Source organism: Sphingomonas sp. 10B4, from assembly GCF_035019905.1.
Taxonomy (GTDB): domain Bacteria; phylum Pseudomonadota; class Alphaproteobacteria; order Sphingomonadales; family Sphingomonadaceae; genus Sphingomonas; species Sphingomonas glacialis.
This window is the reverse complement of record NZ_JASJVC010000006.1, coordinates 66558-85212: the sequence shown is the minus strand read 5'-3', so window position 1 is coordinate 85212 and position 18655 is coordinate 66558. Positions and strand designations below refer to the sequence as shown.

Annotated in this window: 26 protein-coding genes; 23 read left to right on the top strand and 3 right to left on the bottom strand. The window is 63.6% G+C overall.

The window, feature by feature from the left end:
* The first annotated feature begins 12 nt into the window (after nucleotides 1-12).
* A complete protein-coding gene (locus QN347_RS03415; RefSeq protein ID WP_322162702.1) occupies nucleotides 13-1545 on the top strand; it encodes an aminoacyl--tRNA ligase-related protein in 1533 nt (510 codons plus the stop codon).
* Nucleotides 1546-1695: 150 nt separating this feature from the next.
* On the opposite strand, the gene QN347_RS03410 is transcribed toward QN347_RS03415, so the two are convergent.
* From QN347_RS03410 to glpD, 3 genes are all read right to left on the bottom strand, one after another.
* A complete protein-coding gene (locus tag QN347_RS03410; protein ID WP_322162703.1) occupies nucleotides 1696-2628 on the bottom strand; it encodes a rhodanese-related sulfurtransferase in 933 nt (310 codons plus the stop codon).
* Nucleotides 2629-2783: 155 nt separating this feature from the next.
* Nucleotides 2784-3848, bottom strand: a complete 1065-nt coding sequence (locus QN347_RS03405; protein ID WP_322162704.1) for an NAD(P)-dependent alcohol dehydrogenase — start codon at nucleotides 3846-3848, stop codon at nucleotides 2784-2786.
* Between the two features lie 64 nt (nucleotides 3849-3912).
* Nucleotides 3913-5403, bottom strand: coding sequence for a glycerol-3-phosphate dehydrogenase (gene glpD, locus QN347_RS03400; RefSeq protein ID WP_322162705.1), 1491 nt, complete (start codon nucleotides 5401-5403; stop codon nucleotides 3913-3915).
* A gap of 263 nt (nucleotides 5404-5666) precedes the next feature.
* Between glpD and rpsL the strand changes: the two genes are divergently transcribed.
* From rpsL to rplR, 22 genes are all read left to right on the top strand, one after another.
* The gene (gene rpsL, locus QN347_RS03395) at nucleotides 5667-6038 is read left to right on the top strand and encodes a 30S ribosomal protein S12 (protein ID WP_019516007.1); all 372 of its coding nucleotides are present in this window, start codon (nucleotides 5667-5669) and stop codon (nucleotides 6036-6038) included.
* A gap of 55 nt (nucleotides 6039-6093) precedes the next feature.
* Nucleotides 6094-6564, top strand: a complete 471-nt coding sequence (gene rpsG, locus QN347_RS03390; RefSeq protein ID WP_133189639.1) for a 30S ribosomal protein S7 — start codon at nucleotides 6094-6096, stop codon at nucleotides 6562-6564.
* An 80-nt stretch (nucleotides 6565-6644) separates the two neighbouring features.
* Nucleotides 6645-8741, top strand: coding sequence for an elongation factor G (gene fusA / locus QN347_RS03385; protein WP_189675332.1), 2097 nt, complete (start codon nucleotides 6645-6647; stop codon nucleotides 8739-8741).
* Between the two features lie 118 nt (nucleotides 8742-8859).
* Complete coding sequence (gene tuf / locus QN347_RS03380) at nucleotides 8860-10050, top strand: elongation factor Tu (RefSeq protein ID WP_010185493.1); 1191 nt, start codon at nucleotides 8860-8862, stop codon at nucleotides 10048-10050.
* 201 nt (nucleotides 10051-10251) lie between these two features.
* Nucleotides 10252-10560 (top strand): 30S ribosomal protein S10, encoded by a 309-nt coding sequence (rpsJ, locus tag QN347_RS03375; protein ID WP_007406109.1) that lies wholly within the window; start codon nucleotides 10252-10254, stop codon nucleotides 10558-10560.
* 216 nt (nucleotides 10561-10776) lie between these two features.
* On the top strand, nucleotides 10777-11532 hold the full coding sequence (gene rplC / locus QN347_RS03370; RefSeq protein WP_322162729.1) for a 50S ribosomal protein L3: 756 nt from the start codon (nucleotides 10777-10779) through the stop codon (nucleotides 11530-11532).
* A 2-nt stretch (nucleotides 11533-11534) separates the two neighbouring features.
* The gene (gene rplD, locus QN347_RS03365; protein ID WP_133189635.1) at nucleotides 11535-12161 is read left to right on the top strand and encodes a 50S ribosomal protein L4; all 627 of its coding nucleotides are present in this window, start codon (nucleotides 11535-11537) and stop codon (nucleotides 12159-12161) included.
* Complete coding sequence (locus QN347_RS03360) at nucleotides 12154-12465, top strand: 50S ribosomal protein L23 (RefSeq protein ID WP_010185496.1); 312 nt, start codon at nucleotides 12154-12156, stop codon at nucleotides 12463-12465. The genes rplD and QN347_RS03360 overlap by 8 nt, the downstream gene beginning before the upstream one ends.
* A 4-nt stretch (nucleotides 12466-12469) precedes the next feature.
* Nucleotides 12470-13324, top strand: a complete 855-nt coding sequence (gene rplB, locus QN347_RS03355; RefSeq protein ID WP_133189631.1) for a 50S ribosomal protein L2 — start codon at nucleotides 12470-12472, stop codon at nucleotides 13322-13324.
* A gap of 1 nt (nucleotide 13325) precedes the next feature.
* Nucleotides 13326-13601, top strand: a complete 276-nt coding sequence (gene rpsS / locus QN347_RS03350) for a 30S ribosomal protein S19 (RefSeq protein WP_010164582.1) — start codon at nucleotides 13326-13328, stop codon at nucleotides 13599-13601.
* Entirely contained in the window at nucleotides 13601-13981 is a 381-nt protein-coding gene (gene rplV / locus QN347_RS03345; protein WP_010185498.1) for a 50S ribosomal protein L22, read from the top strand. Before rpsS ends, rplV begins: the two co-directional genes overlap by 1 nt.
* Nucleotides 13981-14682, top strand: a complete 702-nt coding sequence (rpsC, locus tag QN347_RS03340; RefSeq protein WP_010185499.1) for a 30S ribosomal protein S3 — start codon at nucleotides 13981-13983, stop codon at nucleotides 14680-14682. The genes rplV and rpsC overlap by 1 nt, the downstream gene beginning before the upstream one ends.
* A 10-nt stretch (nucleotides 14683-14692) precedes the next feature.
* Complete coding sequence (rplP, locus tag QN347_RS03335; protein ID WP_010185500.1) at nucleotides 14693-15127, top strand: 50S ribosomal protein L16; 435 nt, start codon at nucleotides 14693-14695, stop codon at nucleotides 15125-15127.
* A 1-nt stretch (nucleotide 15128) separates the two neighbouring features.
* Complete coding sequence (rpmC, locus tag QN347_RS03330) at nucleotides 15129-15347, top strand: 50S ribosomal protein L29 (protein WP_133189629.1); 219 nt, start codon at nucleotides 15129-15131, stop codon at nucleotides 15345-15347.
* 10 nt (nucleotides 15348-15357) lie between these two features.
* Nucleotides 15358-15630, top strand: coding sequence for a 30S ribosomal protein S17 (rpsQ, locus tag QN347_RS03325; protein ID WP_010185503.1), 273 nt, complete (start codon nucleotides 15358-15360; stop codon nucleotides 15628-15630).
* 144 nt (nucleotides 15631-15774) lie between these two features.
* The gene (rplN, locus tag QN347_RS03320; protein WP_010164574.1) at nucleotides 15775-16143 is read left to right on the top strand and encodes a 50S ribosomal protein L14; all 369 of its coding nucleotides are present in this window, start codon (nucleotides 15775-15777) and stop codon (nucleotides 16141-16143) included.
* Nucleotide 16144: 1 nt separating this feature from the next.
* Entirely contained in the window at nucleotides 16145-16462 is a 318-nt protein-coding gene (gene rplX, locus QN347_RS03315; protein ID WP_133189627.1) for a 50S ribosomal protein L24, read from the top strand.
* The gene (gene rplE / locus QN347_RS03310) at nucleotides 16455-17048 is read left to right on the top strand and encodes a 50S ribosomal protein L5 (RefSeq protein WP_029625217.1); all 594 of its coding nucleotides are present in this window, start codon (nucleotides 16455-16457) and stop codon (nucleotides 17046-17048) included. The genes rplX and rplE overlap by 8 nt, the downstream gene beginning before the upstream one ends.
* A gap of 1 nt (nucleotide 17049) precedes the next feature.
* Complete coding sequence (gene rpsN, locus QN347_RS03305) at nucleotides 17050-17355, top strand: 30S ribosomal protein S14 (protein WP_010185506.1); 306 nt, start codon at nucleotides 17050-17052, stop codon at nucleotides 17353-17355.
* Between the two features lie 10 nt (nucleotides 17356-17365).
* The gene (gene rpsH, locus QN347_RS03300; protein ID WP_010185507.1) at nucleotides 17366-17761 is read left to right on the top strand and encodes a 30S ribosomal protein S8; all 396 of its coding nucleotides are present in this window, start codon (nucleotides 17366-17368) and stop codon (nucleotides 17759-17761) included.
* 1 nt (nucleotide 17762) lies between these two features.
* Nucleotides 17763-18296, top strand: coding sequence for a 50S ribosomal protein L6 (gene rplF / locus QN347_RS03295; RefSeq protein ID WP_010185508.1), 534 nt, complete (start codon nucleotides 17763-17765; stop codon nucleotides 18294-18296).
* Complete coding sequence (gene rplR, locus QN347_RS03290) at nucleotides 18296-18655, top strand: 50S ribosomal protein L18 (protein WP_010185509.1); 360 nt, start codon at nucleotides 18296-18298, stop codon at nucleotides 18653-18655. The genes rplF and rplR overlap by 1 nt, the downstream gene beginning before the upstream one ends.

The window sequence follows — 18655 nt, the reverse complement described above, 5'->3', positions numbered from 1 at the left end:
ATCCGCGCCAGCATGATCAAGCACGCACTCCCCGTCACCCGCGAAGCCGATTTTTCGGCTTGGTACCAGTCCGTCATCGCGGAGGCCGATCTCGCCGAGGAATCGGGCGTGCGCGGTTGCATGGTGATCCGGCCGTGGGGCTATGGCATCTGGGAGCGCATCCAGCGCTTGCTCGATGACCGGATCAAGGCGACCGGTCACGAAAATTGCTATTTCCCGCTGTTCATCCCGCTCTCCTATTTCGAGAAGGAGGCTGATCACGTCGAGGGCTTCGCCAAGGAGATGGCAGTCGTCACGCATCACCGGCTGGTGAGCGACGGCAAGGGCGGGTTGATGCCCGACCCGACCGCCAAGCTCGAGGAGCCGCTCGTCGTGCGCCCGACTTCGGAGACGGTGATCGGCGCGGCGTTCGCGCGCTGGGTGCAGTCGTGGCGCGACCTGCCGGTACTGATCAACCAATGGGCCAATGTGGTGCGCTGGGAGATGCGCACGCGGATGTTCCTGCGCACCAGCGAGTTCCTTTGGCAGGAGGGACACACCGCGCACGCGACGGCTGAAGAGGCGCGCGAAGAGACGCTCAAGATGCTCGAAGTCTATCGCTCGTTCGCCGAGGATTGCCTCGCGCTGCCGGTGGTTGCGGGCGAAAAGCCCGAGAATGAGCGCTTTCCGGGGGCCGTCTCGACCTACAGCATCGAGGCGATGATGCAGGACGGCAAGGCGCTCCAGGCGGGCACTTCGCACTTCCTCGGCACCAATTTCGCGGCTGCGCAGGACATCAAGTTCCAGAATTCGGAAGGCGTGTTCGAGCTCGCCAACACGACGAGCTGGGGCGTGTCGACGCGGATGATCGGCGGCGTGATCATGGTCCACGGCGATGACGACGGCCTGCGCGTGCCGCCGCGGATCGCGCCGTGGCAGGTGGTGATCGTGCCGATGCTGCGCGAAAGCCCTGAGGATGCGGCGCTCATCGACTATTGCAAGGCGCTTCAGGCCGAGCTGGCGCAGCAATCGGCGCTCGGCGAGCCGGTGCGCGCGCTGCTCGACCTCAAGTTCGGCAAGGCCGCGACCAAGCGCTGGGGCTGGGTCAAGAAAGGCGCGCCGGTCGTGATCGAAGTCGGCGGGCGCGACATGGCGGGCGGCAACGTCTCGGTGATCCGCCGCGACCGGCTGTACCGCGCCGACGGCAAGCTCGACAGCGCGATCGTCGCGCAGGGTGATTTCGTCGCTGCCGTCTCGGCGACGCTCGAGGAGATCCAGGGATCGCTGCACAGCGAGGCGCGTGCGCGGCTCGAGGCGAGCATCGTTCCGGGTGCTGATTTCGCAGCGCTCGAGACGCATTTCGCCGAGGGTGTGAAGAACCCCGGCTGGCTCGAAGTGCAATGGTCGAAGCCGACCGGCGCAGCGCTCGACGGTGTCGTCGAGCGGCTCAAGAAGCTCAAGCTCACCATCCGCAACGCACCGATGGCGCAGGGCGCGATCGACGGCGTTTGTGTCTTCACGGGCGAGCCCGCGGTCGAGCGGGTGCTGATCGGGCGGTCGTACTGAGGCTGCGGCTGGCGGGTCAGCTAACAAGACCCGGTTCCCCGGCGAATGCCGGGGCCCAGTCGTGATGGCCAACGTCATCACGCGCAACGCCAGCCTTGACCGCCCGCGACTGGGCCCCGGCCTTCGCCGGGGAACCGCACCCTAGCGAGTCTAGAGCTTCTCGAACGAAGCCCCGACATGCGCCGCGCCGCGGGCTTCGGCGAGCTTGACCTGGCGGTGGCGCTCGGCGGCTGAGGCGCGCTTGGTCGCGTCGATCGTTTCTGCGCAGGCCGGGCAGGCGACACCTTCTTGATAAAGCGGCGATAGGCGGTCCTCCGGGCTGACCGGCATCCGGCAGCCGCGGCACAGTGCGTGCGTACCTGGCGTGAGGCCATGGCCGACCGCGACGCGCTCATCGAAGACGAAGCATTCGCCCTGCCAGCGGCTCTCGGCCGCTGGCATTTCTTCGAGATATTTCAGGATGCCGCCGTCGAGGTGATAGACCTCGTCGAGACCCTCGGCCTTGAGGAAGGCGGTCGATTTCTCGCAGCGGATGCCGCCGGTGCAGAACATCGCGATCTTCTTGCCCTCAAGCTCGGCGCGGTGCGCGCGCGCCCAGGCGGGGAAATCGCTGAAGCTCGCCGTCTCGGGATCGATTGCGCCGGCGAAAGTGCCGACCTTCACTTCATACGCGTTGCGCGTGTCGATCACGACCGTGTCGGGCGAGTCGATCAGCGCGTTCCAGTCGGCGGGTTTGACATAGGTGCCGACGCCGCCGAGCGGGTCGATGTCGGGTTCGCCCATCGTCACGATCTCGCGCTTGAGGCGGACCTTGAGGCGGTGGAACGGCATCGTCTCCGCGTGGCTGTATTTGGGGGTGAGCTCGGCGCAGTCGGGCAGGGTGCGGATGTGCGCGACGACCGCGGCGATGCCGGCTTCCGCGCCGGCGATCGTGCCGTTGATGCCTTCCTGCGCCAGCAGCAGGGTGCCGCGCACGCCATTGGCGGTGCAGAGATCGAGCAGTGGCTGACGGAGCGCCGCCGGGTCGGGGAAGCGCGCGAAGCGGTAGAGCGCGGCGACGGTGATGGGGGAGGGGGCAGTCATGACGCGGCCCCTCTAACGCGTTTCAGGCATTAGGTGAACAACACCCATCCGTTCGCCCTGAGCCTGTCGAAGGGCCCTCGCCACAGGGAACGCGGGCCAGGGGAGGGCTGCCCTTCGACAAGCTCAGGGCGAACGGGTGGGGGAAGCAGGCCGGGTTACGCCGCCTTCAACGACTCCATGTCGATGACGAAGCGATACTTCACATCGCTCTTCACCATCCGGTCATAGGCGGTGTCGATGTTCTGGATATCGATCATCTCGATATCCGCGGTCAGGCCGTGCTTGACGCAGAAATCGAGCATTTCCTGCGTCTCCTGGATCCCGCCGATCAGCGAGCCAGCGATCGAGCGACGCTTGAACACCATCGCGCCGATGCTCGGCGAGGGATGCGGGGTCTCGGGGACGCCGACCAGCGTCATCGTGCCGTCGCGCTTGAGCAGGTTGAGGAACGGGTCGAGATCGTGGCTTGCCGCAACGGTGTTGAGGATGAAGTCGAAGCTGTTGGCATGTTCGCCCATCGCGGCTTCGTCCTTCGACACGATCAGGTCGGTCGCGCCCAGCCGCTTGGCATCCTCGCGCTTGTTCGGCGAGGTGCTGAAGACATAGACGTCGGCGCCCATCGCCTTGGCGATCTTGACGCCCATGTGACCGAGACCGCCGAGACCGACGATACCGACCTTCTGGCCCGGACCGACGTTCCAGTGGTGCAGCGGCGAATAGGTGGTGATGCCCGCGCACAGCAGCGGGGCGACGGCAGCGAGATCGGCCTCGTCATGCCCGACCTTGAGCACGAAATCCTGCTTCACGACGATATGGTCGGAATAGCCGCCGAAGGTGTAGCCGCCCGAGCGCGTGTCGGGCGCGTCATAGGTGCCGACGAAACCCGTGGTCTCGCAATATTGCTCTTCGCCGTCGGTGCACGACGGGCAATGGCCGCAGCTGTCGACCATGCAGCCGACGCCGGCGAGATCGCCGACCGCGAACTTGGTGACGTCGCTGCCGACCGCCGAGACGCGGCCGACGATCTCATGGCCGGGGACGCACGGATAATTGACCGAGCCCCACTCGCCGCGCGCGGTGTGGAGGTCGGAATGGCAGACCCCGCAGAACAGGATGTCGATCGCGACGTCGTCGGCGAGCAGGTCGCGCCGCTCGAACGAAAAAGGCGCGAAGGGCGCGTCGGCGGATGGCGCCGCGAACGCGTGGGCGGTGGTGGTCATGGGGGAGTCCTCGGATTTGGAAACGGAATGTCGAGGCCCTCAAGATCGGGTTGTGTACCGCTCGTTACAAGGCGCCTTGCTGCACTGCGGCAGAAAAGAGCCGATCCCAATGCTCGGCAAAACGCGCCTGCGCGGCATCGGACAAGTGGAGTCCGAGCTTGCTGCGACGTTTCAGCACATCGTCGGGGGTGCGCGCCCATTCGCGGCCGTAGAGCCAGCGCGCCTCGACTTCGGTCAGGCCGCCGCCGAGGTCCGGCCCGAGCTTGTCGGCGCTCGTCACGTCGGCCAGCAGCTCGGCTAGCATCGCGCCATAGGCATGCGCCATCCGCTCGGCGCGGGCATCGCCGAGGAACGGCCAGGTCGCGCGGACGCTTGCGAGGAAGGTGTCGAAATCGGCGATCGCACCGCCGGGGAAAACGCGCGCCCGGGTCACCGGGTGCGCGGTGAAGCCCATCGGCGTCGCGAGCTTCTCCATCGCTTCCTCGGCGAGATGGCGCGCGGTGGTGATCTTGCCGCCGAAGATCGAGAGCAGGGGAGGGCCATTGGTGTCGAGTTCGAGCACATAGTCGCGCGTCACCGCCTTCGCCTCGCTCGCGCCGTCGTCGTAGAGCGGGCGCACGCCCGACCAGGTCGAGGTGACGTCGGCGGGGGTGATCTGCTTGCTGAAGTGGAGGTTCACAGCGTCGCAGAGATAGGCGATCTCGGCATCGTCGATCTTGGCGTCCTCGGGCGCATCGACCGGGATGTCGGTCGTGCCGATCTCGGTGAACTCGCCCTGATAGGGGATGGCGAAGACGATGCGGCGGTCGGGCTGCTGGAGGATGTACGAATGCGTCCCCTCGAACAGCTTGGGGACGACGATATGGCTGCCCTTGACCAGCCGCACGCCCGACGCGGCATTGACGCCGAGCTTGCCGAGCATCTGGTGGACCCACGGGCCGGCGGCGTTGACCATCGCGTGGGCGCTTACCGTGCTGCCATCGGAGAGCGCGGCCTGCCACAGCCCATCCTCGCGCCGCGCCGACTCGACTGCGGTGCCGACTCGCACGTCGGCGCCGTTGGCGGCGGCATCGATCGCGTTGAGCACGGTCAGCCGCGCATCGTCGACGAACGCGTCCGAATAGACGAACCCGGTCGCAGCACCCTTGAGCGGCGCGAGATAGGCGGTGTCGGTCTTGCGCAGCCCGCGCGAGCGCGCCAGCGTCATCTTGCCGCCGAGGAAATCGTAGAGGTAGAGCCCGAGCCGAACCATCCACCACGGCCGCACCGCATTGGTCTGCGGCAGCACGAAGCGCATCGGGTGGATGATGTGCGGTGCCGCCTTCACCAGCCGCTCGCGTTCGCGCAGCGCCTCGGCGACGAGCTTGAACTCGTAATATTCGAGATAGCGCAGGCCACCATGGATCAGCTTGGTCGAGGCCGACGAGGTATGCGCGGCAAGATCGTCGCGCTCGACCAGCAGCACGCTGAGCCCTAAGAGGGATGCTTCGCGCGCGATCGCGCAGCCGTTGATCCCGCCGCCGACGATGAGCAGGTCATAGGGTGATGGTGTCATGCGACTGGCCTTACCAGCATGATCGGCCCATCGGAAGCGCCGAAGATTGCAGCGGTGCGCGGTTGACCCAAACCGAGTCGCATTGTATGCGCACCCCCGCTCGACCGGAGTTTTGCTCCGGGACGGTGCTTGAACATTGCTGGATGCATTCCAGGGCCCGGTGGCGGTTTCGCTGCCAACGGCCCTTTTTGTATTCCCCGAATTGTTCTGGGGGGGCGTCAAGGCTCCAGCAAAGTAACCAACAGTCAAGGTGAAGAGATTCAATGCCGACAATCAACCAGCTGGTCCGCAAGGGCCGCGATCCGCAGAAGGCCAAGTCCAAGGTCCCTGCAATGGAGCAGAACCCGCAGAAGCGCGGCGTTTGCACCCGCGTCTACACGACGACCCCGAAGAAGCCGAACTCGGCGCTGCGCAAGGTGGCCAAGGTTCGCCTGACCAACCAGCGCGAAGTCATCAGCTACATCCCGGGCGAGGGTCACAACCTGCAGGAGCACTCGGTCGTGCTGATCCGCGGCGGTCGCGTTCGCGATCTTCCCGGCGTGCGCTACCATGTCCTGCGCGGTGTCCTCGATACACAGGGTGTCAAGGATCGTCGCCAGTCGCGTTCCAAGTACGGCGCCAAGCGTCCGAAGTAAGCCGGTCGGCTCGATAGCCGATCATCGAATGGCTGAAGTTTAGAAGGAAATTGAAATGGCACGTCGTCGTCGCCCAGAAAAGCGTATCATCCTCCCCGATCCTAAGTACGGTGATGAGGTCCTCTCGAAGTTCATGAACTCGGTTATGCTCGACGGTAAGAAGTCGGTCGCAGAGCTGATCGTGTACGGCGCGATGGAAACCGTCGAAGCCCGTGCGAAGAAGGATCCCGTCGCGGTGTTCCATGACGCGCTCACCAACGTGAAGCCCGGCATCGAAGTCCGCAGCCGCCGTGTCGGTGGTGCGACCTATCAGGTCCCGGTCGAAGTGCGCCCCGAGCGCGCCCAGGCTCTGGCGATTCGCTGGTTGATCTCGGCTGCCCGTGCGCGCAGCGAGAACACCATGTCGGCCCGCCTCTCGGGCGAGCTGATGGACGCCGCCAACAACCGCGGCAACGCGGTCAAGAAGCGCGAAGACACGCACCGCATGGCCGAGGCCAACCGCGCGTTCTCGCACTACCGCTGGTAAGCTAGCGCTCGCTGCAATCGTAACCTATATCGTGGGGAGCCGGACCATCCGGCTCCCCACATCGCTAAGGAAGCACTGACATGGCCCGCAGCCATCCGCTCGAACGCTATCGCAACATCGGCATCATGGCGCACATCGACGCCGGCAAGACGACGACGACCGAGCGTATCCTCTATTACACCGGCAAGTCCTACAAGATCGGCGAAGTGCATGAAGGCACCGCGACGATGGATTGGATGGAGCAGGAGCAGGAGCGCGGGATCACGATCACGTCGGCTGCGACGACCTGCAAGTGGCGCGCCAGCGAAGGCAAGGGCGAAGAGCACCTGATCAACATCATCGACACCCCGGGCCACGTCGACTTCACGATCGAAGTCGAGCGTTCGCTCCGTGTGCTCGATGGCGCGGTCGCCTGCTTCGACGGCGTTGCCGGCGTCGAGCCGCAGTCCGAGACCGTCTGGCGCCAGGCTGAAAAGTACAAAGTGCCGCGGATGTGCTTCGTCAACAAGCTCGACCGTACCGGCGCCGACTTCTATTTCTGCGTCCAGTCGATCATCGATCGCCTCGGTGCGCGTCCGGCCGTGCTGTATCTCCCGATCGGCATGGAAGGCGGATTCAAGGGCCTCGTCGATCTCGTCGAGAACCGTGCGATCATCTGGCTCGAAGAGAGCCTCGGCGCGAAGTTCGAATATGCCGAGATCCCCGAGGATCTCGCCGAGAAGGCCGCCAAGTATCGCAGCGACCTGATCGAAATGGCCGTCGAGCAGGACGACGCGCTGATGGAAGCGTATCTCGAGGGCAACGAGCCTTCGACCGCCGACCTGAAGAAGCTGATCCGCAAGGGCACGCTCAACTTCTCGTTCGTTCCGGTCGTTTGCGGTTCGGCGTTCAAGAACAAGGGCGTTCAGCCGTTGCTCGACGCCGTCGTCGACTATCTGCCTTCGCCGCTCGACGTCCCGGCCATCCAGGGCCTCAAGCTCGACGGCACGACCGTCGACGAGCGTCCTTCGTCGGACGAAGCGCCGTTCTCGGCGCTCGCGTTCAAGATCATGAACGATCCGTTCGTGGGTACGCTGACCTTCGCGCGCATCTACTCGGGCAAGCTCGAGACTGCGTCGCAGGTCACGAACTCGGTCAAGGACAAGAAGGAAAAGGTCGGTCGCATGCTGCTGATGCATGCGAACGAGCGCGAGGACATCCAGGTGGCCTATGCAGGCGATATCGTCGCTCTGGCAGGCCTCAAGGACACGACGACGGGCGACACGCTCTGCGCGATGAACGCTCCGATCATCCTCGAGCGGATGGAATTCCCCGAGCCCGTGATCGAGCTCTCGGTCGAACCCAAGACCAAGGCCGACCAGGAGAAGATGGGCGTCGCGCTCAATCGTCTCGCACGCGAAGATCCGTCGTTCCGCGTTTCGTCGGACGCCGAGTCGGGCCAGACCATCATCAAGGGCATGGGCGAGCTCCATCTCGAGATCCTGGTCGACCGCATGAAGCGCGAGTTCAAGGTTGAGGCCAATGTCGGCGCGCCGCAGGTGGCTTACCGTGAGTATCTCGGCAAGCCGGTCGACGTCGACTACACGCACAAGAAGCAGTCGGGTGGTACCGGCCAGTTCGGTCGCGTGAAGGTCAAGGTCACGCCGGGCGAGCGCGGTTCGGGCATCGTCTTCAAGGACGAGATCAAGGGCGGTAATATTCCGAAGGAATATATCCCGGCGATCGAAAAGGGCTTCCGCGAGACGGCTGCTACCGGTTCGCTGGTCGGCTTCCCGATCATCGATTTCGAGATCCTCGTCTATGACGGCGCCTACCATGACGTCGACTCGTCGGCGCTGGCGTTCGAAATCTGTGCGCGTGGCGCGATGCGTGAAGTCGCGCAGAAGGCCGGCATCAAGCTGCTCGAGCCGATCATGAAGGTCGAAGTCGTGACCCCGGAAGATTATCTGGGCGACGTCATCGGCGACATGAACAGCCGTCGTGGCCAGATCCAGGGCACCGATACGCGCGGCAATGCGCAGTCGGTGGACGCGATGGTCCCGCTGGCGAACATGTTCGGCTATGTGAACGCGCTCCGCTCGTTCACCCAGGGCCGCGCGAACTACTCGATGCAGTTCTCGCATTACGAAGAAGTCCCGGCGAACGTCGCGGACGAGGTCAAGGCAAAGCTGGCGTAATTGCAAGCCCTGGCGCCCGGTTGGGCGCTAGGGCTAGCGTATCCCGAAATAGGTCGCTATGGGCCCGCGTTCGCGTGGAGCTCTGAAGGCCGCGAGCGAATCAATAAGGTAGGAAATCATGGCGAAAGCAAAGTTCGAGCGGAACAAGCCGCATCTCAACATCGGCACGATCGGCCATGTCGATCATGGCAAGACGTCGCTCACGGCTGCGATCACCAAGGTGCTCGCCGAGACCGGTGGCGCCACGTTCACCAGCTATGCCAACATCGACAAGGCTCCCGAAGAGCGCGAGCGCGGCATCACCATCTCGACCGCACACGTCGAGTATGAGACGCTGGCACGTCACTACGCGCACGTCGATTGCCCGGGTCACGCCGATTATGTGAAGAACATGATCACCGGCGCGGCACAGATGGACGGCGCGATCCTCGTCGTCTCGGCGACCGACGGCCCGATGCCGCAGACCCGCGAGCACATCCTGCTCGCACGCCAGGTCGGCGTGCCGACGATGGTCGTGTTCATGAACAAGGTCGATCTCGTCGACGACGAGGAAATCCTCGAGCTGGTCGAGATGGAAATCCGCGAGCTTCTCTCGAAGTACGATTTCGACGGCGACAACATCCCCGTCATCCGCGGTTCGGCTGTTGCAGCCCTCAACGACACCACGCCTGAGATCGGCCATGACGCCGTCCTCAAGCTGATGGAAGCTGTCGACACGTACCTGCCGCAGCCCGAGCGTCCGCTCGACAAGCCGTTCATGATGCCGATCGAGGACGTGTTCTCGATCTCGGGTCGTGGTACGGTCGTCACCGGCCGCGTCGAGACCGGCATCGTCAAGGTTGGCGAGGAAGTCGAGATCGTCGGCATCAACGACACGCGCAAGACCACGGTCACGGGCGTCGAAATGTTCCGCAAGCTGCTCGACTCGGGCCAGGCTGGCGACAACATCGGCGCGCTGATCCGCGGCGTTGGCCGTGAAGAAGTCGAGCGTGGCCAGGTCCTCTGCAAGCCCGGCTCGATCAAGCCGCACACGGCGTTCTCGTCGGAAGTCTACGTGCTGTCGAAGGACGAGGGTGGCCGTCACACGCCGTTCTTCGCCAACTACCGCCCGCAGTTCTACTTCCGCACGACCGACGTCACCGGCACCGTCGAGCTGCCTGAGGGCACCGAAATGGTCATGCCTGGCGACAACATCGCGCTCGGCGTCAAGCTGATCGCACCGATCGCCATGGACGTTGGCCAGCGCTTCACGATCCGCGAAGGCGGCCGTACCGTTGGTTCGGGCATCGTCTCGGGCATTTCGGCCTAAATTTTCTAGCAATAGAAAAAAGTGCAGCCCGCGCCTCGATGAGAGGCGCGGGCTGTTGCTTTTTATGGAAGGGCCCTGTAGTGGCCCGCCTCCAGTTTTGGTTTTAATCAGTAGAGGCGGCCATTCAGCCGTCATCCCCGGCGCGAGATGCCGGGATGACGAATGGGTGAGTTGCCCCGCTCTTTCGCATCGGTAGGGACTATGGACAGCAATATCCGCATTCGTCTGAAGGCATTCGATCATCGTGTGCTCGACCAGGCTACCGGCGACATCGCCGACACTGCCCGCCGCACCGGCGCGCTCATCCGTGGCCCCATTCCGTTGCCGACGCGCATCGAGAAGTTCACGGTCAACCGCGGCCCGCACATCGATAAGAAGTCGCGTGAGCAGTTCGAGGTCCGTACCTACAAGCGCATGCTCGACATCGTTCAGCCGACCCCGCAGACGGTCGATGCGCTCATGAAGCTCGACCTCGCCGCAGGCGTTGACGTCGAGATCAAGCTCGCGTAATAGCGCGCCTCCACGAGATTCGGTGAAGCCTTCGGGCGGCACCAGATAGACGGGATACCGCCGAATTTATTCGGGTCTGCGTCCCCCGACACGCTCCACCGCCAACGCGGGGAGCACCAGCCCGGGTCGGGGCCGCAGTATAAAATGAGTTTGGGCTGAGTACGCACCCTTCGGAATGGTCCGAGGGGTGCCTCTGCATTGTATGGAGCATTGATCATGCGCACTGGCGTGATCGCGAAAAAGATGGGGATGACCCGCTGGTTCCAGGACGACGGGCGCCACGTGCCCGTGACCATTCTGGCACTGGAAAATCTTCAAGTTGTGGCCGTTCGCGAGGCCGATCGAGATGGGTATGTTGCAGTCCAGCTGGGCGCAGGTACCGCAAAAGCAAAGAATGTCGCCAAGCCGCAGCGCGGCCACTTCGGCAAGGCCGAAGTCGAGCCCAAGGCGAAGCTGGCAGAATTCCGCGTGAGCGATGATGCCGTGCTCGAAGTCGGCGCGACCATCTCTGCTGATCATTATGTTTCCGGCCAGATCGTCGATATTCAGGGTGTGACCCAGGGTAAGGGCTTCCAGGGCGGCATGAAGCGTTGGGGCTTCGGCGGTCTGCGCGCGACCCACGGCGTTTCGGTCTCGCACCGTTCGCTCGGTTCGACCGGTCAGCGCCAGGATCCGGGCAAGGTCTTCAAGAACAAGAAGATGGCCGGTCACATGGGCGACAAGAACCGCACCCAGCAGAACCTCGAAATCGTCTCGACCGACGTCGAGCGTGGCCTGATCTTCGTCAAGGGTTCGGTCCCTGGCTCGAAGGGCGGCTGGTTGCTGGTCAAGGATTCGGTCAAGGTCGCGCGTCACGCCGATGCGCCGTACCCCGCCGGCCTCCGCCAGGTTGCCAACACCAACGACACCGCTCCCGCCGAGACGCCTGCTGACGTCGCGACCGTGGACGCGACCGACGGCCAGGAGGGCTGATCATGAAGGTTACATCTCAGTCTTTCGACGGCGCAGCCGGCACGGAAGTCGAGCTCAACGACGAGGTCTTCGGTCTCGATCCGCGCGCCGACATCCTGCACCGCGTCGTCACCTGGCAGCTCGAGAAGCGCCGTGCGACCGCAAGCGGCACGCGTGAGCGTTCCGACGTTGCGCGGACCGGCAAGAAGTTCGGTCGCCAGAAGGGCGGCGGTACGGCTCGTCACGGCGATCGCCGCGCTCCGATCTTCGTCGGTGGTGGTAAGGCGCACGGTCAGCGGACCCGCGACTTCAACCCTGGCCTGAACAAGAAGATCCGCGCACTCGGTCTCAAGATGGCGCTGTCGACGCATGCACAGGCCGGTACGCTGGTCGTCATGGACAGCCTGGGCGTTGCCGAGAACAAGACCAAGACGCTGATCGCGGATTGGGCAAAGCTCGGCACCGGCAAGACCGCGCTCGTCATCGACGGCGACATGGTCGACACGAGCTTCGCACTGGCGGCGGGCAACCTGCACACGATCAACGTGATGCCGGCGGCTGGCGCCAATGTGTACGATATCCTGAAGCACGACACGCTGGTCCTGACCCGCGCTGCCGTCGAAATGCTGGAGGCGCGCTTCAATGGCTAAGCCAAAAACCGGGATCGACGCACGTCACTACGACGTGATCGTTGCTCCGCACATCACCGAGAAGGCGACCTTGCTCTCCGAGCATAACGCCGTCGTGTTCAAGGTCACCAACGACGCGACCAAGCCGCAGATCAAGGCTGCAGTGGAAGCGCTGTTCGACGTGACCGTTCTGGGGGTCAACACGATCGTCCAGAAGGGCAAGACCAAGAAGTGGAAGGGCGCGCCCTACACCCGCTCCGACATCAAGAAGGCGATCGTGACGTTGAAGGACGGCCAGTCCATCGACGTGACGACGGGGATCTGATCCGATGGCACTGAAGCATTATAACCCGACGAGCCCGGCACGCCGCGGGCTCATCCTCGTGGACCGTTCGGCACTGCACAAGGGCGGCCCCGTCAAGGCGCTGACCGAAGGCAAGCGCAAGACCGGTGGCCGTAACAACAAGGGCCACATCACGTCGCGCGGCATCGCCGGCGGTCACAAGCAGCGCTACCGCATCATCGACTTCAAGCGCCGTAACTGGGGCGTTGATGGCGTGGTCGAGCGGATCGAATACGATCCCAACCGCACCGCGTTCATCGCGCTGATCAACTATGGTCAGACCGCCGATGGCAAGGAAAACGTTGCCTACATCATCGCGCCGCAGCGCTTGGCCGTCGGTGACAAGGTCATCGCGGACAAGAAGACCGACGTGAAGCCGGGCAACGCGATGGAGCTGGGCCAGATGCCGGTCGGCACGATCGTCCACAACGTCGAGATGAAGCCGGGCAAGGGCGGTCAGATCGCACGTTCGGCCGGCACCTATGTGCAGGTCGTCGGTCGCGACAAAGGCATGGTCATGGTCCGCCTCAACTCGGGCGAGCAGCGCTACCTCCATGCGAACTGCATGGCCACGGTCGGCGCCGTGTCGAACCCCGACAACGGCAACACCAACCTCGCCAAGGCAGGCCGCAGCCGCTGGTTGGGCATCCGCCCGCTGACGCGTGGTGTCGCCAAGAACCCGGTCGACCATCCGCACGGCGGTGGTGAAGGCCGTACCTCGGGTGGCCGTCATCCGGTTACGCCATGGGGCAAGCCGACCAAGGGTGCGCGCACCCGTCACAATAAGTCGACGGATAAGATGATCATCCGTTCGCGTCATTCGACGAAGAGGAAGGGCTAAGATGGCTCGCTCAGTCTGGAAGGGTCCCTTCGTGGACCTCCACCTGCTCAAGAAGGCAGAAACCGCGCAGGAAACCAATGCGCGCGGTGCGATCAAGACCTGGTCGCGTCGCTCGACGATCCTGCCGCAGTTCGTTGGCCTCACGTTCAGCGTCTATAACGGCCGCAAGTTCGTGCCGGTCTCGGTCAACGAGGACATGGTGGGCATGAAGCTCGGCGAGTTCGCGCCCACCCGTTACTTCCCCGGCCATGCCGCGGACAAGAAGGGCAAGCGCTAATGTCTAAGGCGAAATCCCCCCGCAAGGTCGGCGAGAAGGAAGCCCTCTCGGTCGGCACGCAGATCCGTGGTTCGGCGCAGAAGCTGGGTCTCGTTGCAGCGCTCATCCGCAACAAGCCGGTCGGCCAAGCGATGAACATCCTGCAATTCTCGACCAAGGGCATGGCAATCGAAGCGCGCAAGGTGCTGGCCTCGGCCATCGCCAACGCCGAGAACAACCATAACCTCGACGTCGACTCGCTCGTCGTCTCGGAAGCCTCGGTCGGCAAGTCGATCGTCATGAAGCGGTTCGCCACGCGCGGCCGCGGCAAGTCGACCCGAATCCTCAAGCCCTTCAGCCGCCTGCGCATCGTCGTTCGCGAAATGGAAGAAGAAGCGTAATGGGTCAGAAATCGAACCCCATCGGTCTGCGCCTGCAGATCAACCGCACTTGGGACAGCCGTTGGTATGCCGAGGGCGCCGACTACGGTCGTCTTCTGCTCGAAGATCTCAAGATGCGTGCGTTCATCATGAAGACGCTGCCGCAGGCAGCGATCTCCAAGGTGGTGATCGACCGTCCGGCCAAGCTGTGCCGCGTCTCGATCTTCGCAGCGCGCCCCGGCGTGATCATCGGCAAGAAGGGCGCAGACATTGAAAAGCTGCGCCGCCTGCTCGGCAAGATGACCACGTCCGACGTGAGCCTCAACATCGTCGAAATCCGCAAGCCGGAAGTCGATTCGAAGCTCGTGGCACAGGGCATTGCCGATCAGCTCGAGCGTCGTATCGCTTTCCGCCGCGCCATGAAGCGTGCGGTCCAGTCGGCGATGCGTCTCGGCGCCGAGGGCATCCGGATCAACTGCGGCGGCCGTCTCGGCGGTGCTGAAATCGCGCGTTCGGAATGGTATCGCGAAGGTCGCGTTCCGCTCCACACGCTGCGCGCCAACGTCGATTATGCCGAAGCGACTGCACACACGGCCTACGGCGTGTGCGGCGTGAAGGTCTGGATCTTCAAGGGCGAAATCCTGGGTCATGACCCGATGGCGACCGACCGGCTGATGATGGAAGCACAGACTTCCGGCGTCCGGCCTGATCCGCGCCGCTAAGGAATAGATCATGCTGCAACCGAAAAAGACCAAGTTTCGCAAGGCCTTCAAGGGCCGCATCCATGGCGACGCCAAGTCCGGCACGACCCTCAACTTCGGCTCGTACGGGCTGAAGGCGATGGAGCCGGACCGGATCACCGCACGCCAGATCGAGGCGGCTCGCCGCGCGATCACGCGTCACATCAAGCGCCAGGGGCGTTTGTGGATCCGCGTTTTCCCGGATCTTCCCGTCTCGGGCAAGCCGGCCGAAGTCCGCATGGGTAAGGGCAAGGGTTCGCCGGAATATTGGGCAGCTCGCGTAAAGCCGGGCCGCATCCTGTTCGAACTCGATGGCGTTCCGGGTGACATCGCCGCTATGGCGTTCAGCCGCGCAGCGATGAAGCTGCCGATCAAGGTGAAGGTCGTTGCCCGTCTCGGCGACACCTCGCATCTGGGAGTTGCATAAGATGGCAAAGCTCGACACGCGTCGTTCCGACCTGGTCGCCAAGACCGAAGACCAGCTGGGCGAAGAGCTCGGCAACCTGAAGCGTGAGGCGTTCAACCTCCGCTTCCAGGCGGCGACCAACCAGCTCGAAAAGTCGAGCCGGGTGAAGGAAGTCCGTCGCGACATCGCTCGCATCAAGACCCTGCAGTCGACGCGTTCGCGCGACGCTGCGGCAAAGTAAGGATTTAGACATGCCAAAGCGCGTGCTGACGGGGCTGATCGTCTCCGACAAGGGCGACAAGACGGTGGTCGTGAACGTGGAGCGCAAGGTCAAGCACGCGCTCTACGGCAAGATCATCCGTCGTACGAAGAAGTATCATGCCCATGATGAGGGCAATGAGTTCAAGCAGGGCGAAACCGTGCGGATCGAAGAGACCGCACCGATCTCCAAGCTGAAGACCTGGAAGGTGATCGATCGGGTTAACACCCACGCGACGCCTGAGCGGGTCGACGTCGACGCCTGACACCTCCGCGCGGTACCCCGGTGAAAGCCGGGGCCGTATGGAAAGGGTCAGGCAATAGTCGTGCTACCCCGGAATTGGGGTGACGACTGAGTTTAGGCGGCACCGGTCGGAATCGGTGCCTGGAATGAGAAGGAAGCGGATCCAATGATCCAGATGCAATCCAATCTCGAGGTCGCTGACAACAGCGGCGCGAAGCGGGTTATGTGCATCAAGGTGCTTGGGGGTTCCAAGCGTCGTGTTGCAGGCGTGGGCGACATCATCGTCGTCAGCGTCAAGGAAGCTGCCCCCCGTGGCCGCGTGAAGAAGGGCGACGTGCACCGTGCCGTCATCGTGCGTACGGCGAAGGACATTCGCCGGGCCGATGGCACCGTGATCCGCTTCGATTCGAACGCAGCCGTGCTGGTCAACAAGAACGAAGAGCCGATCGGCACGCGTATCTTTGGCCCAGTGGTGCGCGAGCTCCGCGGCAAGAAGCACATGAAGATCATCTCGCTCGCACCGGAGGTGCTGTAAAATGGCCGCCGCTAAGATCAAGAAGGGCGATCGCGTCATCGTCCTGTCGGGCCGCGACAAGGGCAAGACCGGCGAAGTCACGATGGCCATGCCGAAGGACGGCAAGGTCGTTGTCGCCGGCGTCAACGTCGCCGTGCGCCACACCAAGCCGAGCCAGGGCGACCCCGAGGGTGGCCTGAAGCGTTCGGAAGCGCCGATGCACATTTCCAAGGTTGCGCATGTGACCGCCGACGGCAAGCCGACGCGCGTTCGCTTCGAGACCCAGGACGGCAAGAAGGTCCGCGTTGCGGTCAAGACCGGGGAGAAGATCAGTGGCTGATGCTGCAACCAAGCCCCGGATGAAGGGCATGTACGACGACAAGATCGTCGCTGCGATGACCGAGAAGTTCGGCTACAAGAACGCGATGGAAGTTCCGCGCATCGACAAGATCGTCCTGAACATGGGCGTTGGCGAAGCGACGCAGGACAAGAAGAAGGTCGACCAGGCAGCCCAGGAAATGGAGTTGATCGCCGGCCAGAAGCCCGTCGTGACCAAGGCCAAGAAGTCGATCGCACAGTTCAAGCTGCGCGAAGGCATGCCGATCGGCGTGAAGGTTACCCTTCGCCGTGAGCGCATGTACGAATTCCTCGACCGTTTCATCACGATCGCGCTCCCGCGCGTTCGCGATTTCCGCGGGCTCAACCCCAAGTCGTTCGACGGACGCGGCAACTATGCCTGCGGCTTGAAGGAGCAGCTGGTGTTCCCGGAAATCAGCTACGACCGGATCGACAAGATCCGCGGCATGGACGTGATCGTCACGACCACGGCACGGACCGACGACGAAGCGCGCGAGCTGCTCCGCCTGTTCGGCTTCCCGTTCCCGCCGGAAGTCACTGAAGACGCGACCGAAAAGAAGGCGGCATAAAATGGCGAAGGTAAGTTCTGTCAACAAGAACGAGCGTCGCAAGATGCTCGTCAAGAAGTACGCCCCGAAGTACGCGGCGCTCAAGGCAATCGCCGGCGACAATTCGCTCAGCGACGGCGAGCGGATCGAAGCCCGTCTGAAGATGGCCGAGATTCCCCGCAACGGGAACCCGACGCGCATCCGCAACCGCTGCGAGCTGACGGGTCGTCCGCGCGCTTATTATCGCAAGTTCCGCCTCTGCCGTATTCAGCTGCGCGATCTGGCCAACAAGGGCCTGATCCCGGGCGTTACGAAGTCGAGCTGGTAAGGATCAACAGATGGCATTGACCGATCCCCTGGGTGATATGCTCACCCGCATCCGCAACGGCCAGCGCGCGCGCAAGGACTCCGTCCTGACGCCGGGCTCCAAGCTGCGGGCCCGCGTTCTCGACGTTCTCCAGCGCGAAGGCTACATCCGTGGCTATAGCGAAGAGCAGATGGGCCCTGCGGCCGGCATCCGCATCGAGCTGAAGTATTTCGAGGGCCAGCCTGCGATCAAGCACGTTGCCCGCGTTTCGAAGCCTGGCCGTCGCGTCTATTCGGCTTCGACCGAACTGCCGCGCGTCATGAACGGCCTCGGCATCACCATCGTCTCGACGCCTCGCGGCGTTCTGTCCGACGCAGAAGCGCGAGAACAGAATGTCGGCGGCGAAGTCCTCGCGGAGGTGTTCTGATATGAGCCGCATCGGTAAAAAGCCGGTCGCGATCCCCAGCGGCGTGACCGCGACGATCGAAGGCCAGCAGCTCACCGTGAAGGGGCCCAAGGGCACCCTCGCGATGCCGCTGCGCGAAGAGATCAGCTATGTGCTCGAAGAGGGTGGCGTTTCGGTCAACCCCGCGAACGAGACCAAGCGCGCTCGCGCGTTCTGGGGCATGCAGCGTACCCTCGTGCAGAACCTGATCACCGGCGTTTCGGACGGCTTCACCAAGAAGCTGCTGATCAACGGCGTTGGCTATCGTGCTGCGGCGCAGGGCAAGAACCTGAACCTCAAGCTCGGCTACAGCCACGACGTCAACATCGACGTGCCGGAGGGGATCGAAGTCAAGACCCCCGACAACACGACGATCGAGATCTCGGGTTCGGACAAGCAGAAGGTCGGCCAGCTGGCAGCTGAAATCCGTCGTTGGCGCAAGCCCGAGCCTTACAAGGGCAAGGGCATCAAGTACGACGGCGAGTTCATCTTCCGCAAGGAAGGGAAGAAGAAGTAATGTCGACCAAGGGTATGTCTCTCTTCGAGAAGCGGCGCCGCCGCAACCGCACCGCGCTTCGTGCACGGGGTTCGGGCCGTCCGCGGCTGTCGATCCACCGCTCGGGCCGCCACATCTATGCGCAGATCATCGACGACGCCAAGGGCGTGACGATCGCTGCCGCTTCGACGCTGGAAAAGGACGTGCGCGACACGTCCGGCGCCAACCTCGACGCAGCGACCGGTGTCGGCACGCGCATCGCCGAAGCCTGCAAGGCTGCTGGCGTGACGCAGGTCGTGTTCGACCGCGGTGGCTTCCTGTTCCACGGCCGGGTCAAGGCGCTGGCGACTGCCGCGCGTGAAGCCGGATTGGAGTTCTAA